We start from the raw sequence: 15,619 nt of genomic DNA on the forward strand, positions 1-15,619 counted from the left end.
CGAGCGATCGTGACGTCCGTTCGCGAGCTAGACCGGACCGTCGCTCATGCAAAGCGGAGTCGCAGTTTGACCCGAAGCGGACGTGAGCTCCCTCGGAGCCTACGGTCAGCCGATGATTCAATGCGAACACGCGTAGTCAGATTTGATGAGCAGCGCGGAACCCATCGAGTTCAACACGCGCAAATTGTGTGAACCAAATTAAACAATCATTAGATGAGCACCAGATATTGATGCTCCAGAAGGGGTCAGGGATCCCGAACGATGCGATAGATGGACAGAGTGATGCGAAATGAAGGCTTTGTCTTTGCCGTCCTCAATGCTTATCGGTTCAGCGAAATTCTGCGCTTGTGGATCGCAATTGCGATTGTTGCAGCCGTTGACCTCGTATGGCTTCGCGCCGCTGGGATGACGATGGCTATCGATCCGACGCAAGCGATTGCGTTCTGTGCTGCTGCTCTTCTCTCCTTTGTTTACACGAGGTTGAGGCCGGATCGGCGTATCGCTGAGCTTGCCACGGCTTTGGCTCAGATCATTGCCTTTACGGTCGTGGGCGCGATCCTGAGTTATCTAACCATCACGGCAAAGTTTCCGTTGGTCGATTCCCAGCTGGCCGGCGTCGACACCCTGCTGAGACTGAATTGGCTGGCTTTCTTTGAGTGGGTTGAGGTCAGACCAATTATCAAAGCGGTCCTCGCAGTCGCGTATCACAGCTGTATGCTGCAGGTCGCCATCTTGTTGGTGTGGCTGAGTGCGTGCGGGCGATTTGAAAGGATGCGAGAGTTTGTTTGGCTGTTCGTAACATCGCTCCTCGTGATTCTTCTGATCTCATGGAGACTGCCGGCAGCGAGCGCATGGGTCTACTTTGGCGTCGTCGAACGCGTCGACGCGTATCATTTGATCGATTTCAACGCACTCCGAAGCGGCGAGATGACACGCATTTCGTTGACGCACGTGAATGGTCTGATCACATTTCCTTCGTTCCACGCTGCGCTGGCCACAATACTTATATACGCCAGCCGAGGCGTGAAGATGCTTTTCCCACTATACCTTGTCTTGAACTTGCTGATGCTTGCTGCAACACCTACTGTAGGCGGCCACTATTTCATCGATATCATCGCCGGTGCGGGCATCGTTCTCTGCCTCGCTTGCCTTCGACAGCTTCGCTGGGGCGTTTTGTTTGCGCGATGGAACACCTCGCCATCGCACGCGGCCGGATAGTCATCCACGCTCCGCAAGCGACAGAGCGATTTGTCTTGGCAGAGGTCATCAAACGACAAACAGATTGAAGCTCGCTTGTGGCCCGAAGGCGAAGGTCGCCATCGCCTGCGGTACACCGGAGCGGGGGCCAGCCGACATCGAGAACACGCGGGCAAACCGACGCGAATGACCCGGAACGGACATCGCCAGGGTCCGGTCGATGTCGCCGGCGCGCCCGGTGTAGTGGCACCCCCATCTGGCCCGAAACTGATCTATCGCAGCGCCCGGCGTGGACCGCTTTGACCAACCATCGACATTGCATTGCCGAGAATTTTGGCTTTAGGCTTGGGCAACGTGTCAGGAGTTGCGCGCATGGGCGGGGACACAGGTAGCCTTTTCTTGTCGGGGGGCGGCGAGATGGGCGCTCTCACAAGAGCGTTTGACTGGTCAAAAACATCGCTCGGCTCGCCGGAAGCGTGGCCGCAAAGTCTTCGGGTCACGGTGCGGCTCGTTCTTACCTCACGCCACCCGATGTTCATTTGGTGGGGACCGGACCTCATCCAGTTCTATAACGATGCGTATCGCGAAACGATGGGTCCCGAGCGGCATCCGAGCGCCTTGGGCGCGGGCGGCCGTGAATGCTGGGATGAAATATGGGACATCATTGGTCCCCAGATTGAATACGTCATGGCAGGTAAGGGGGCGACGTGGCATGAGGATCAATTGGTGCCTGTAACCCGCCACGGTCGGCGCGAGGATGTCTGGTGGACGTACAGCTTCGGTCCAATTGACCTTGAAGATAAAGTCGGCGGCGTACTCGTTGTCTGTAAAGACGTCACCTCCGAGCACATGGCAAGGGAAGCCCTGAAGCTTATCAACGAAGAGCTAAAGCACCGGTTCAAGAACACCTTTGCTGTGCTTGGTGCTGTTGCCAGCCAAACATTTCGTGACGTATCGAGCCGCGCCGATCTTGAAAAGTATAAGGCACGACTTGCCGCGTTCGGACGAGCACACGCCTTGCTGACTGCGGCGAATTGGGCTGCTGCCCCTCTTCGAGATGTCGTCAACACGGCCCTGAGCCCTTACAGAACAGGCGAAGGCCGGATTACGACGTCCGGTCCTCCGCTTGTTCTCAGATCGCAACAGGCTCTCGCCCTTTCCTTAGCGGTTCACGAGCTCGCCACCAATGCAGTAAAGTATGGCGCTCTGAGCGTGACAGGCGGCCGGGTGTCCATCGTGTGGTCAACCGAAGATCAGGCGGGTGATCAAAAATTCGTCTTCGTCTGGCAAGAATTCGGCGGTCCATCTGTGTCGGAGCCCGCCGATAAAGGCTTCGGTTCGCAACTCATTTCGGGGGCGCTGGAATACGACTTCAGAGGGTCGGTTGCGGTGTCCTATGAATCGACCGGACTCACTTGCCGCCTCACGGCTCCGCTCGAAAATCTGGAAATGTCACCACAATAGTGGGAGCTTTTACCCGACCCATGTTGACTGCCGCGAGGACGAGGAGCCCCTCACGGGCCCGCCGTCATGTCGTGTCCTGTCCCGTAGCTGACCTGCCGCGCGCAGCCGGTGGAGGACCGCTTGTGACCCATTGGAGACGTCCGCCGTATCAGCCCGGCGCTCATTTTTCGATGTGCCGCGACCCGTCCCAGTCGTTCGGAGGTGGTTCTGCTTTGAAGCTTCCGATGCGCTCGATTAGGGCCCTTGCAGGCCCGTCGTCGGGCATCGCTTCAAGCGACGCATTGAACGCAGCAAGCGCATCATCCCATCGCCGGTTGCGATAGTTCGAGAGCCCTTCCAGATACTTGTCCCGCAATACCAGTTGTTGTGGCGTGACATCAGCTCGGCTTCCGAGGATTTCAAAAACGGCCTCGAAACGAGTTTGACCCGCCACCACAATGCGATCGATCTCCCGCGCCTCAAGTGAAGTGCCCACGGCAGCAATAGTTCTTTCGGAAACGAGATTGCGGGTGCCGTACACCTTGTTCGCGCCTTCCAGCCGCGAGGCGAGGTTCACCACATCGCCCATGACGGTGTAGCTCATCATCACGTCGGAGCCGATGCTGCCGACCAGCGCCTCGCCGGTCGCGATCCCGATCCTTAGATCGCATTGCTTCATTGGAGTTGCGCGAACGCCAAGTAGCTCAGGAATCTCCTCGCGCAATTTTCCGATACGTTCGATCATTTCCAGGGAGGCGAGGCATGCAAGGCGGGCATGATCGGGCTCGTCGACGAAAGGTGGGCCCCAATAAGCCATGATGCCGTCGCCGATATACTTGTCGATGATCCCTCGGTTGTTCCGGATTGGTTCGGACATGACCGAAAGGCAGTGGTTCATGACCTTGACGAGACCTTGCGCGGTCACGCCTTCGCTAAGGCTGGTGAAGCCCTTCAAGTCGCAGAACAACACAGTCATCACCCGGCGCTGGCCTTCGGCGGCCGCCAAATTTGGGTGATCGATCAGCCTTCAACGACGCGCGGATCGATGTATTTTCCGAATGTTTCCTTGATCGTTGGTTGTTGCGCAAATGCACAATCATTCGATTGAAGGCGGCAGCCAGTTGTCCGATTTCGTCAGTCGCCCTTACATCGATTGATTGATCGAGCTGACCCGCTTCCACCGCTCGGGCACCTTCAAGCAATAGTCGGACAGAGCGAATGATGCCGCCGCTGACCAGATTGGCGAAGATCAATCGACGATCGCGGCAAGCAGCGTCACGATGGCCGAGGTCAGCGCCACCCGGGTCTGTTCCGACCTCACTTTTGCGATAGCCCCCTCGCTGACGGTCAGCATACTCAATCGAATAGCACTGACCTTCTCATCCAGTCGTCGCGAACAGCGTCTGCTCGCGCAAGGCTGCGTCTCGCCGCTGGAAAGTCTCTCGCCTCAAGGTGTGAAAGTAGCTCTCTGGTCTCCTGCTTCAGCTGGCGGCGAGTATCGTCCAGATTTTCAATCCGGTTGTCGATGCGCGCCAGGGCTGCGTTGTCCGATGGTGTACTTGTGTCTTCAATGATCGAATTGATCAGTGTCCGCGCGGCTTGCGCTTCGCTTTCGACCTCGGCTCCCTTCTCGTTGTAGAGCTCCAAGCGGGCTCTATATCCGAGCACATCGGGCGGCTCCTGCATCTTCGCGATCACCATGCGGCGGAGCCCGAGGCCTCGTTCGAGCGATAGAGTATTGATCCGTGTCAGACGGGGCGTTGATAGGTGCGTAACGTGCAGAGAGCTCATCAAGGAGGTAGCCGACTCGCCTGACCATCGCGATCGATAGGACCGACGTCACGAGCATGAGGATGATCAGTCCGACAGCGATTGCTACAATTCGCTGCCGGATTGACTGCTTGATCGTCGATCCGGAGAATTTTTTCAGTCCGTTAAGAGCGAGGATCCGTTGTCTCGTGCTCCGTAGAGGCATATCCGACGTACTCACAGTCGAGCTTCCTTTCGGTCAGCCCCGTCAGGCGGTCCAACTCCATTCATTCTTCAGTCAGGCTGAAATCGAAAGTTTCGGCAGGCGGGTCTTGGTGAACAGCCCCGAACTGGCTCAGCGGCAACTTTATCGTCACCGAAGAGGAGTAAAGGTCTGTGAGTTCGAGTTTGAGCTGTTGGCCGGCTTCCATTTGAGCCGCCACCGTTGGTTCAATTCCACGTGCTGCGATGCAGATGTTGGTGAGACACCAGGTGAAAGGAACCTGGACAGGACTGCCTTGATCTACCGTCACCTTGACTCCCTGCTGCAGATTTGCCCCTTGCGGAACGAACAGCTGCAGGCGAGCGGGACCGTCAGCTCGTTCGATCAGATCGACACGGGCCACGATCTGATCGAGATCGTCCGTGGCGGTTGACGTCGATCGGCATATGTTGGTTCGATCGGATGAGGCGAAACAAAGCTTTTTCCAGGTTGAGAAATGGATGTTCTCAGGCAGCCGCAATCGTGGCGGCTTCGACGGAGGCTCCCGCTGGGCAGAAGGGCCGTTGACTGGCTGCCCAAGCGGCGGAGCGGTCGCTGAATGCTTCTCCAGAAATTGCGATACCAAGGGCGACCAGATCGGCACCGCGTCGGCGAAATCGATCATGAAGTGCCCGTCGGTCCCAAAGGACGGGAGCATACGATAATCGGCATTTCCGCCCGCTTCGACAAAGGCCTGATGCATCCTCATCGTCAATTCCGGACCGAAGTAGCTGTCGTTTTCCGCGTAGATCCAAAGCATCGGTACGCGTGCGGTGCGGCCGAATTCGCTAGTGGCGGCAACGAGCTTGTCGGGAGCACAATTGTTGTTGGGTTTGCCGTCAACTCGGCCTCCGCGTCCCGCTGCAAAGGTAATGATGGCCTGAACTGATGACGGGTTTAGGCTCCCAAGAGCAATCGAGCCCCATCCGCCGCCCGACTGGCCAACGACGATGACCTTACCCGGCTGGATCATCTTCTTCTTGCTCATGTAGTCGATGACCCACTCGTTCAGAGTGGCGATGGCGAGCCCGGGACCACGGAAGTTTGGGTTGTCGCAGCTACCGACGTGGGCAAAGACGGCTCCGTAGAGACCCTGATCTTTATCATCGAGACTGCTGGCCCCGTACCTGACGGGCGAGATGACCACATAACCGCGACGTGCAAACCAACGTGCCGCGTCCCGATACTCGATCGCCGGAAACATCGTCCGCTGGTTGGCGTCCAGCGAAATTCCATGGTTCATAATCACTAGCGGAAACGGACCATCTCCGACCGGCCGTACCAGGAAGGCAAGCACCGGCAGTGGAAACGGCAGCGCCCAAATTTCCTCTTGGATTACTTGTCCCGCAGTTCGGTCATCTGCCGCGGCTGGGGAATGGACTGCCGAGGGGAAAGCCAGCAAAAGAAGAATGGCCAGCAAGTGCTTCAGCATCTTCTTTCTCCGACGATCTGGTCTGGGTCTGACGCTAGGTCTCGGAGGCAGGAATCCGTTGATTTGGATCAAAGCGACCAACCGCAAGTTCCCGACGTCGTGCGGCTTAGTGGCCTAGCAAAAAAAGCGTCGTCGGAAACTCGGATGAGCGTGCACGGCCTTTCATGCGGCTTCTGGCTTTTTGACGGCCTTAGGGGCTGTTTCGAGCTTTAACCCCGCCGCCGCTATCGTCGTTGGTCTGCTTGTGGGCCTGAAGGCGAAGTATCCGGCACGCCGGCAGCTAGGGCCATAGCGGACATCGAGAATACGCGGGCAAATCGGCGCGAATGACCCGAAGCGGAGCACCTTGAAAGTGAGGTCAAGTCATGAATCCGGGCATGAAGCATCGGACGCGCGGATGGCCGTCTATGTAATGCCTCCAGACCATTGTACGGCCGAAGCGGTTTGGTTCTGTGACAACCGCACCGTCAGGTACGAGCACCCATTCGCCGTCGATGAGGACGCGGTAACGGCCCCGACTGGACTCCCAATCGGCATCGGACACTATGTATCCGTCGGCATCAGTACAGCACTTTCCAAATTCGCTCTGCAAGCTTTCAAACCAAGACTTCAGCGGAGAGTGGTCGTATCGGCCATCGTCGCGTGCAAGGACCGGCGTCAGTAGCAACGCTGAACCCAGCAACGATGCCGCAAGTTTCGCTGGAAACATCTGTTTGCCTCCGCGATATTCGCCGGCCGATCCGCTGGCTTGGTGCGGCTTAGGCTGGCAACCCGGAAACTAAATCCGTTGCAACTGCCGCTGACGAGTGACGATAGCTACGATCGCTCGATGCTGTGATGGGACAGTTCATTCCCATCCCCACTGAGGTGAGTCCGGAAATTCGAGCGAAGGTTCAAATACGACAACGATTCAACTAAAGGTCAGTGCAGCTGCTTCTTTGGCCTAGCCTGCCCTTAGCCGACCTCTGGGCTGGCGCCGAGCTTGTCCGCTCATGACGGCGTAGCCGACCAAAGCCCTCACAGACTTAAGGAAATGACCCACGGTGCATGAGTCTGCAGGGCATCTGTTGCGGGTCTCCACAACCGCGTTCGTCAACGACGACGATCTACGGTGCATCACCTTTATGGCCTATTCGGCAACTCGCGACAGCTCCGCAAGGAGCTTCAACGCATCATTCAGCACGGCTCGATCCTGCGCTCGTTCAGCGGCCGCATCACCCGTGAATTCGCCATGCGTCCGCGCATTCTGATTTCCCTTCGGCGCGCCTGATCTCCGTGCGCCGCCGTGCATGCGGCAGCGAGACTTGCCGTGCACTGCAGGCGCGCGGCAGGCGAGGCCGCTGCGCGTCCCGGCGCCGCAGCGCGGGCTCGTCCACATCGCGCCGGTGTTGCGGATGTGATCGCCGCTCATGCATTGCTGCCCTGTCTGGATTCGGCCCGTTCGTATTCGCCGGCCTCACGCGGCGGGACCAGTCCTGCGGCTGCCGCAGCGTGCGGCTCCGCGACGATCATGCTGGCGTGCTGGGTCACGTTGCCCACGATCGCCCTGCCGCCGTCCTGCACCGACAAATTCCGGACCGTGATCGCGCGCTCGCCGTTGTTGCGGTGGCGGCTGAGTGCCTCGATCTGGCTTGCGAAGGTGCGGGCCAGCCGGGTCAGCGCGCGTGTGAGGCTCTCCTGCTGCGGAACGTCGTCGGTGAGGGCGAGGCGGCAGGCAGAACGCATCGTGGCGGCGTGAACGGACACCATCTGCACCGCGAGCATGGCCTCGATCGAGTCCTTCGGCGCGATGCTCTTCACCAGCGAGATCATGAAGGCGAGATTGGCTTCATCGGGCTTCCGTCCGGTCACGCTGGCCTTCACCAATTGCTTGAGGAGACCATGCAGCGCGTCGCGGTCGGCGGCACCGAGCGCCTCGGCCAGCAGCCGTTCGCCGGCTTGGGGGTCGGCATGGCGGATCGCAATCCCCCGCTTGTAGAGCTTGATCCGCGGGCTCGCGTCGGGGCCGCTGCGATCGTTTGCCGCAACCGGCAGCTTGCTGTGGCGTTTGGCAGATGTCGTCATGTGCTGTGTCCTTTGACCGCGCGGGGCTCATTGCGCGCGACATCGATCGCTCGGCTTGCGCGCCTGTGGGATTTTCGGGATGTTGATGAAGGGCTTACGCGCAATCGCCGCGCGACGCCCCGTGGTCGGGCGGCGTGGACGCTGACGATTGTTGCGATGATGGCATTCTGCCGGTGTTTTGCCCGACGTGTCAAACGAAGATTGCGAAGCGCGCAATCCTCGTTCGTGCAAATCCTCGTTCGTGCAAGTCCTTGATCTCGCAAGCGTCGGCTACTGTGCATGGGGTTGTTTTTGCGTTTTTTGTTTCGAACCGGCTCCGACCTGCCGCGCGACGGAATGCCGGCCTGAAAACGCGATTGCGAAATCCGCCGCGGCCGCTCATCATGATCCGCGAAAGCGCCGCGGCCCGCAGAAGTGGCGCGATTCGTCTGGGGAGAGAACGAATGCAACGAACGCTTCGCCTGCTGGCGATCGTCGCCGGATTGTGCGTGACGACGGAGGCCTTCGCGCAAAAATATCCGGTGCGGCCGGTCAAGATCATGGTCGGCTTCAGCGCGGGCGGCCCGGTCGACGTCGTCGCGCGCATCGTCGCCGATCGGCTGAGCAACAAGCTCGGACAAGCTTTCGTGGTCGAGAACCGCGCCGGCGCCAACGGCATGATCGCGGCCGAAGGGGTCGCGCGTGCGGAAGGCGACGGCTACACGATGCTGGCCTGCAACTCCTCCACGATCACGCTCAACAAGACGCTGTTCAAGGATATCCGCTACGACCCGGAAAAGGACTTCGCGCCGCTCACCACCGTCGTGTCGGCGCCGCTCGTGCTGGTGGTCAATCCGGAGAATTCCAAGACGGCCAACATCAACACCGTCGCCGATCTCGTCGCCGCGGCAAAGGCTGCGCCCGGCGCGCTTGCCTACGGCTCGGGCGGCAACGGCAACCTTGCCCATCTCGCCATGGAGCTGCTCAGCGAGAGGGCCGGCGTCAAGATGATCCACGTGCCCTATCGCGGTGGTGCTGCGTCCGAGGTCGGTATCCTCGCGCAGGAGGTCCTGGCAGTGTTCGATCCCTTATCCGCCGTGCCGCTGGTGAAGGCCGGCAAGCTGCGCGCGCTCGCGGTGTCCTCCGCCGAGCGGCTGCCGGCGTTGCCTGATGTGCCGACCGTCGCGGAAGCCGGCTATCCCGGCTTCGACATCTCGTTCTGGGTCGGCTTCTTCATGCCGAAGGCAACCCCCGCGCCGACGCTCGAGATGCTGCACCGGGAGATCGTCGCCGCAGCCAACGATCCGCTGTTACGGGAGCGGCTGGAGACGCAGGGCGTCGTCAGCGTGCTGAGTTCGGCCGACTACGCCGCCAAGATCGCGAAGGAGATCAAGGAACTCGCCGAAGTGGTGGCGGCGGCGAACATCAAGGCGGAGTAGGGCGTCTGCTTGGCGTGCTGTCGGCCACCTCAGCCAGCCGCTCGAGCAGCGGGCGCTGTCCTGTGTTGATCTTCTCGTGCGCTGCTGCGAGCGTGAACCATTCCGCACGGTCGACCTCCGGGAAGGTCTGACGTTTGCCGCTGCGTGGCGGCCATTCCATCTCGAATGTGTTGCTGCGAATGCTGCGCAAATCGACGTCGAACTCGGCCGCGAACGCGGTGACGATCTTGCCGCCGCGCTGCCTGACCTGGCCAAGCGAAGTCAGCGGCGTGGACAGCTCAAGCCCAAGCTCCTCGGCAAACTCCCGTCGCGCGGCGGTTTCTGCGTCTTCGTCTGCGTACTCGCCCTTCGGAATCGACCATGCCCCGAGGTCCTTGTTGCGCCAGAACGGTCCTCCGGGATGAACGAGCAGAACCTCGAGCTCCCCGCGTTTGCGATAGGCAATGATCCCGGCGCTTTTCGATGGCATCGCAGGTTCCGTGTAGGCGGCGCATTCGCCCGGGAAAAAGCGGAACAGACGCTTTTAGCGCAGGTTAATAGCCAACGCTTTGACCGAACAAGGGAGTGAACCATGATCCGCCTGTTGGCAACGACAGCCTTAGGGCTGGTGCTGGCGAACGCCGCCTTTGCGCAATCGCCAAGCAGCAACACCAAGTCTGAGCAAACGCCGCAATCCCAGTCCAATTCCGCAGCTCCGTCCAACACGTCGCCGTCTGGCGCGGCACAAACACAGCAGTCGCCATCGCAGCCGCAGCAATCATCAACGCCCGGAGCGTCGACACAGAATACCCAGGCGACCACTCCGTCTTCCGGATCGGCCAATTCCGGCTCCGGGACCAACGCCACCAACAGCGCGGACACGTCCTCGCGGCCGCCCAGTGGTACGGCAAACTCCAACGCGGCCGGCAACCAGCCCGCCTCGCAGCAGAGCGCCAATCCGCCGGCGGCGAACTCGAACCAGACGCAGGATCGCTCGAACCCTCCGTCGAACAATACCAATCAGGCGCAGCAGGCGCCTGGTTCATCTGGTACCAACCAGGCCCAGCAATCGCCAAACACGCCGAGCAGCAATCAGGCGCAAGACCAGCGGACCGGTGCCAATTCACAGGCCGCCGCCCGCACTGACGTCAACCTCAACAAGCAGCAGGAGACCAAGATCAGCGCGTCCATCTCCCATCTCAACGTGCGGCCGCTGACCAGCGTCAATTTCTCGCTCAACGTCGGCACGGTGGTGCCGCGCGATGTCCAGCTATCGACGCTGCCACCCGATGTGGTCGAGATCGTGCCGCAATATCGCGGCTACAGCTTTGCGCTGGTGAAGGATGAAATCGTCGTGGTCGATCCGGCGACATACAAGATCGTAACCGTGCTGCCGTACTCGGGACAATCCACCGCGACAACGACGACCACGCGTGAGCGCAGCGCCAGCAAGTTTTCGGATCGCGATCGCGAAGTGATCCGCAAGCATGCGAAGACCCGCACCGAGGGACGGAGCGAACGACAGACCACCGGCAGCACCGCGCGGTCCGAGATCCATGTTGGTGACCGCGTTCCCGAGAGTGTCGAGGTCGAGGAATTCCCGAGCACCGTCTATCGGGACGCGCCCGACCTGCGCGAGTACCGCTACATCCACCGCGATACGCGGACCTATGTCGTCGAGCCCCGCGAACGCCGCATCATCGAGGAGATCGACTAGTTCGCGGCCACTGGAAGCCGCTCCATCGAGCGGCTTCCGGATTTGCGCATCAGCCCGAAGATCGTTCGCGCGCTGCAAAACGGATGGCGCGGGCCTTCGCGCTCTTTCCCGCCGCACGCGCGGCGATCATGCTGCGTGCCTTGCCGTGGGTGTTCTTCCGGATCAGAGATGCGAGCCGCTTGCGTGCGTGGCTGGCGGTCAATCGCGCCGCCAGTTGCTCGGCCTTGCGAATGATGGTGGCGACCGAGGGCGTCAGGTTCACCGGAACCCAGGCGACGTCCTTCGTCTTGGACAGGCTGCCGATGCCCTCGCAGGGTGCTTCGCGCGGCAGGTCGATCCGGATCGCGAGGGCTTCCGCGCGTTCGGTCCAGTCCTCGGCCCTGGTGCCGGTGATGATGCGGACATAGTCGCGTGTCTCACGCGGCAGCTCGCTCTCTTTGGCGAGCCATTTCTGGATTCGGCCGGGACCTGCGTTGTAGGCGGCTGCGGCAAGGCCGAGATTGCCGAAATCGTCGCGCAGCTTGCGCAGGAACTTGGCCGATGCCGGCAGCGCCTTCATCGCATCGAACGGATCATCTAGCCCGACCTCCGCTGCCGTTTCCGGCATGAACTGCGCGACGCCCTGCGCGCCGGCCTGGCTGACCTCGTTGGACTTGAAGCGGCTCTCCTGCCAGATCAAACGCGCGAAGAACGGCACTGGAATGCCGCTGGCTTCGGCAGCTCCGCGGAGCGCGTGGCAGAAGCGTTCCGTCGACGAAACCGGCGCCTGTGCGACGGGTTCGACCGTATCCGGCGTCTCGGGAGTCTCCTCATAAGCCGCACGCGCATTGGCGAGCTCGAGGGCCTGCACGCTTGCAAGGAACAGCTCGACCACCGGAACAAGTGACGAGGCCTGAGTGTTTTGAAGAACGGCGTGATCGAAAGCTGATGGTTGGCGGGACGCCGACGGATCGAAGTCGCACATCAGAATCATGAACGCGGCGCACGCCGCGACGACAAATCGCATTGCTGGAGCAACCTCGAACTGTGGGTGAACGGCCAGCGATGCGCCGGCGATAAAGAGTTATTAACCGAGCGATTGCGGCAAAGCTGCGGTCTCGTCGGTTCCCACGGTGTTACTACGGTGTTCCCGCGGGAAACTCTCTTCTCCGCGATTTTGCGGGGTGGGCGAATTGGGACGAGCGAGATGATGCGGTGGATGCTTGGCGCGGTGATTTCGCTGGCGGCGATCTCTTCGGCGCTTGCGGGCAATCTCGATGCGGCAGCGGTGAACGATGCTGCGCGTCCCGCAAAGCAACCTGCTAGCGACAAGCTCAACGCCGCGATCGTGAAGCTTCAGATTCTGCTCGACCGTGCGCGGTTCTCGCCCGGGGAGATCGACGGCAAGCTCGGAGAGAACGCGCAGAAGGCACTGAAAGCATTCGCCGAGCAGAACGGCGTTGCATCGGATAAAACGATCGCGCCCGAGCTTTGGGACAAGTTGAACGCCGCGAGCGAAGGCGCCGTCCTCGTCGAATACAAGATCACGGACGCGGATGTGAAGGGCCCGTTTCTGAAGGAGCTGCCCGGCAAGCTTGATGACATGAAGCCGCTGAAGGCGCTGAGCTACACCAGCCCGCTCGAAGGGCTTGCCGAGAAATTCCACATGAGCGCCGATCTGCTCAAGGCGCTCAACCCGGACAAGGCCTTCGACAAGGTGGGAGCGACCATCGTCGTTGCAAACGTTCCGGCGCGGCGAGAGCTTCCGAACATCGCGCGGCTCGACGTCGACAAAAGGAACGGGACGCTGAAAGCATTCGACCAGGGCGCCACCCTGATCGCGTTCTATCCCGCGTCAATCGGAAGTCCGGATCGTCCGACGCCGAGCGGTACGCTCAAGGTCACCAGCACCCACGAGAATCCGGTTTATCACTACAACCCTGACTACAAGTTCAGAAGCGTCAAATCGAAACAGCCGTTCGATGTTCAGCCGGGCCCGAACAATCCGGTGGGAGCATACTGGATCGGCTTGTCCGCACAGGGGTACGGCATCCACGGAACGGCGGAGCCCGACAGGGTCAGCAAGTCCGCGTCGCATGGCTGCGTCAGGTTGACCAATTGGGACGTGCGCGCGCTGGGCGAGCACGTCAAGCGCGGCACACCGGTGGTCTTTCTGGATGCGCCGACGGACTCCTCGTCCGAGCAGCGGCGGAAGTCCGGCGGTAGGCGCGCCTCGAACTAGTCTTTGGGAAAGTCCTTGCGCATCGCGATTTCGGCGGCATCACCGGGCGACAGCACGGTCTGGTCGAACGCTGCTTGCCCTCGTCATGATATCGTAGAGCGAGATGCCCTTGATGGCTTGCCCATGAGCTCGCGGACGCAGTCGGCGAGCGTGCCGTTGTAGACGGGATAGGGCGGACCTCGATCCTTTTGCCTCTGGCCCTTCAGCGACGGTCACTTCTTCAGTTCGGCCGGCGCGTCATAGGCGACCGGCGATATCTCTTTGAACATGCGCTTGGCCCTGAAGGCGCGGGTAGCCCCGAAGCCTGGGGCCGCCCTGTAGACGCTCGTTGAAGAATTAGTTCAAATCAGCCGGCAACAAAGGCGAGCAGGGTGCCGTTCGCCTTGGCCGGCGGCACGCAGATCGCAGGTCCGCTGCGCACGGCTGCCGAACCAAGCGCCTTGTCGGTGGCAGCGAGATCGCCGCTGACAAGCACCAGGGCAGCGCCACCGCGTTCGGAAAGACCCGCGAGCGGCACGCCGGGATAACGTTTGCCGAGCTGCTCCAGCGTCAAGTAAACGAATTCGGCACGATCGCCACCGGAGGGCACGGTCACTGCGCCGTCGGCTTCAGCCTTCGGCTCGCGGTCGATCAGCTGTCCCAGATCCGCGGCTTCCTTCGCGGGCTCGGGCGTCGCGATCAATGTCTGCTTGATCCGCTTGGCCGCATTGGCGTGCTTCATCAGCTCGGGAATCCACACCGTCTCTGGCGTCTTGTGCTGGCAGGCAAAAATGCGCACGCCGCCGGGCGCTTCTGCGGTCGGCCACATGAAGGTGCGGAATTTCGCCGCCGAGATCGTGCCATCAGGCAGCGTCACGGGCCGTTCGAAATCGGTCGGGCCGATCGGCTCCAGGCCACGCGCGCGGATTTCCTCCGCGCCGGCGGTGGAATCGACCGCTGTGAAGGCGATGCGCTCGATGCCTTCGCCGCGCTGGTCGAGGAAGGCACGCGCCGGCGCGTTGTGCTCGGTCGCCGCGAGCACGCCGAGCAGCTCCATATAATCCGGGTCGAACATGATCGTGTAGTTGCCGGTGCCCATATGTGCGCTGTGGGTGCCGCGCGGCGAGATGGTGAAGCCGAGCTGCCGGTAGTTTTCGGCGGCTTTGTCGAGGTCCTGCACCATGACCACGGCGTGGTCGATACCGATGACGTTCTTGAGGGCCACTGTTCTTTCCCCGAGTGCAAACTGACTGGACCGCCGTCGGCGGCCGCAAATCCTGTCTACGCCGGATAGGCGGTCAAGTCATTTTCAAATCGGTGGGACATGCGGAAATTTCATTCCGTGAAGCGCGATATCTGACACTTGATGGCGTCAGCGCGCCTGCTCGATATAGGCGGCGAGGATGGCGCGCTCCTCGCTGGTCATTTCCGTGATGTTGCCCGGCGGCATCGCGTTTGACCAGGCGGCGACGCGGCCGATCAGGCGGATGTTGCGATGGATGTGCTCGGGCGCGTCCAGCAGTATGCCCTTCGGCGCGGTGACGATGCCGGCCCAGACCGGTTCGGCGGCGTGGCACATGCTGCAGCGGGACATCACGATCTCCTCGACATTGGCAAGCGTCGGCTGCGCCGACAGCGCGCTTGTCTTGACCTCGCGCGGGCCGGCCGCCGAGAGGAACAGGATCGCGATCACGCCGACCGCTGCGACGCCCCACACCCACCACGGCGATTTGCGCCCGGCGTGCCGCTCGTTGAAGAAATGGCGGATCACGGGGCCGAGCGCCAGGATGATTGCGACGATGATCCAGTTGAAGCGGGTGGCATAGAGCAGGGGATAGTGGTTGCTGATCATCAGCACGACGACAGGCAGCGTCAGATAGTTGTTGTGGACCGAGCGCTCCTTGCTGGTCTTGCCGAGCTTCGGATCGGGCGCCTGTCCTGCGATCAGGGCGGCCGCAATCTTCTTCTGGTTCGGGATGATCAGGGTGAAAACGTTGGCGACCATGATGGTGCCGATGATCGCCCCGATCTGGTTGAAGGCGCCGCGCCCGCTCAGCACGTGGGTGAAAGCATAGGTCAATGCGACCAGAAACAGATAGCCGCCGATGGCGAAGGGCAGCTCGCGCTGCGCGAGCCCGGTACGGCAGGCGCCTTCATA

The 15,619-nt window shown here is 61.0% G+C and carries 16 protein-coding genes; 5 read left to right on the plus strand and 11 right to left on the minus strand.

Annotated features, from left to right (window positions below):
• Positions 1-270: 270 nt before the first annotated feature.
• Positions 271-1,218 carry a phosphatase PAP2 family protein gene (locus IVB32_RS33435; protein WP_247367110.1) on the plus strand — a complete coding sequence of 316 codons (948 nt, stop codon included), beginning with the start codon at positions 271-273 and terminating at the stop codon, positions 1,216-1,218.
• Between the two features lie 351 nt (positions 1,219-1,569).
• Positions 1,570-2,661: a PAS domain-containing sensor histidine kinase gene (locus IVB32_RS33440; protein WP_247412802.1), complete on the plus strand. Its 1,092-nt coding sequence runs from the start codon at positions 1,570-1,572 to the stop codon at positions 2,659-2,661.
• Between the two features lie 160 nt (positions 2,662-2,821).
• Here the strand turns inward: IVB32_RS33440 and IVB32_RS43205 are convergent, their stop codons facing one another.
• The 7 genes from IVB32_RS43205 to IVB32_RS33465 all read right to left on the minus strand — a co-directional run bounded on the left by IVB32_RS43205 (position 2,822) and on the right by IVB32_RS33465 (position 8,147).
• On the minus strand, positions 2,822-3,616 hold the full coding sequence (locus IVB32_RS43205) for an adenylate/guanylate cyclase domain-containing protein (protein WP_346731129.1): 795 nt from the start codon (positions 3,614-3,616) through the stop codon (positions 2,822-2,824).
• Positions 3,573-3,893: a HAMP domain-containing protein gene (locus tag IVB32_RS43210; RefSeq protein WP_346731075.1), complete on the minus strand. Its 321-nt coding sequence runs from the start codon at positions 3,891-3,893 to the stop codon at positions 3,573-3,575. The genes IVB32_RS43205 and IVB32_RS43210 overlap by 44 nt, the downstream gene beginning before the upstream one ends.
• Before the next feature lie 103 nt (positions 3,894-3,996).
• A complete protein-coding gene (locus IVB32_RS43215; RefSeq protein ID WP_085362217.1) occupies positions 3,997-4,341 on the minus strand; it encodes a hypothetical protein in 345 nt (114 codons plus the stop codon).
• A 335-nt stretch (positions 4,342-4,676) separates the two neighbouring features.
• Positions 4,677-6,083, minus strand: a complete 1,407-nt coding sequence (locus tag IVB32_RS43220; RefSeq protein WP_346348238.1) for an invasion associated locus B family protein — start codon at positions 6,081-6,083, stop codon at positions 4,677-4,679.
• Positions 6,084-6,441: 358 nt separating this feature from the next.
• Complete coding sequence (locus IVB32_RS33460; RefSeq protein ID WP_039799972.1) at positions 6,442-6,792, minus strand: hypothetical protein; 351 nt, start codon at positions 6,790-6,792, stop codon at positions 6,442-6,444.
• Positions 6,793-7,212: 420 nt separating this feature from the next.
• Positions 7,213-7,494 (minus strand): HGGxSTG domain-containing protein, encoded by a 282-nt coding sequence (locus IVB32_RS42930; RefSeq protein ID WP_204510536.1) that lies wholly within the window; start codon positions 7,492-7,494, stop codon positions 7,213-7,215.
• Positions 7,491-8,147, minus strand: a complete 657-nt coding sequence (locus tag IVB32_RS33465) for a hypothetical protein (protein ID WP_247367108.1) — start codon at positions 8,145-8,147, stop codon at positions 7,491-7,493. Before IVB32_RS33465 ends, IVB32_RS42930 begins: the two co-directional genes overlap by 4 nt.
• Before the next feature lie 443 nt (positions 8,148-8,590).
• Here IVB32_RS33465 and IVB32_RS33470 point away from each other — a divergent pair, with 443 nt between their 5' ends.
• A complete protein-coding gene (locus IVB32_RS33470) occupies positions 8,591-9,565 on the plus strand; it encodes a tripartite tricarboxylate transporter substrate binding protein (protein WP_026233321.1) in 975 nt (324 codons plus the stop codon).
• Here IVB32_RS33470 and IVB32_RS33475 read toward each other — a convergent pair.
• Positions 9,552-10,034 carry an NUDIX domain-containing protein gene (locus IVB32_RS33475; protein ID WP_247367107.1) on the minus strand — a complete coding sequence of 161 codons (483 nt, stop codon included), beginning with the start codon at positions 10,032-10,034 and terminating at the stop codon, positions 9,552-9,554. The two genes, IVB32_RS33470 and IVB32_RS33475, sit on opposite strands and share 14 nt — an antisense overlap.
• Before the next feature lie 102 nt (positions 10,035-10,136).
• Here IVB32_RS33475 and IVB32_RS33480 point away from each other — a divergent pair, with 102 nt between their 5' ends.
• A complete protein-coding gene (locus IVB32_RS33480) occupies positions 10,137-11,261 on the plus strand; it encodes a DUF1236 domain-containing protein (protein ID WP_247412803.1) in 1,125 nt (374 codons plus the stop codon).
• A gap of 49 nt (positions 11,262-11,310) precedes the next feature.
• On the opposite strand, the gene IVB32_RS33485 is transcribed toward IVB32_RS33480, so the two are convergent.
• Positions 11,311-12,267, minus strand: coding sequence for a lytic transglycosylase domain-containing protein (locus tag IVB32_RS33485; RefSeq protein WP_247367102.1), 957 nt, complete (start codon positions 12,265-12,267; stop codon positions 11,311-11,313).
• A 183-nt stretch (positions 12,268-12,450) separates the two neighbouring features.
• Between IVB32_RS33485 and IVB32_RS33490 the strand changes: the two genes are divergently transcribed.
• A complete protein-coding gene (locus IVB32_RS33490; protein WP_247368250.1) occupies positions 12,451-13,482 on the plus strand; it encodes a L,D-transpeptidase in 1,032 nt (343 codons plus the stop codon).
• Positions 13,483-13,828: 346 nt separating this feature from the next.
• Here the strand turns inward: IVB32_RS33490 and IVB32_RS33495 are convergent, their stop codons facing one another.
• A complete protein-coding gene (locus IVB32_RS33495; protein WP_085362223.1) occupies positions 13,829-14,686 on the minus strand; it encodes a VOC family protein in 858 nt (285 codons plus the stop codon).
• Positions 14,687-14,833: 147 nt separating this feature from the next.
• The coding region (locus IVB32_RS33500; RefSeq protein WP_247412804.1) for a urate hydroxylase PuuD at positions 14,834-15,619 on the minus strand (786 nt) is incomplete at its 5' end.

The organism is Bradyrhizobium sp. 23 (assembly GCF_023073295.1).
GTDB lineage: Bacteria > Pseudomonadota > Alphaproteobacteria > Rhizobiales > Xanthobacteraceae > Bradyrhizobium > Bradyrhizobium canariense_D.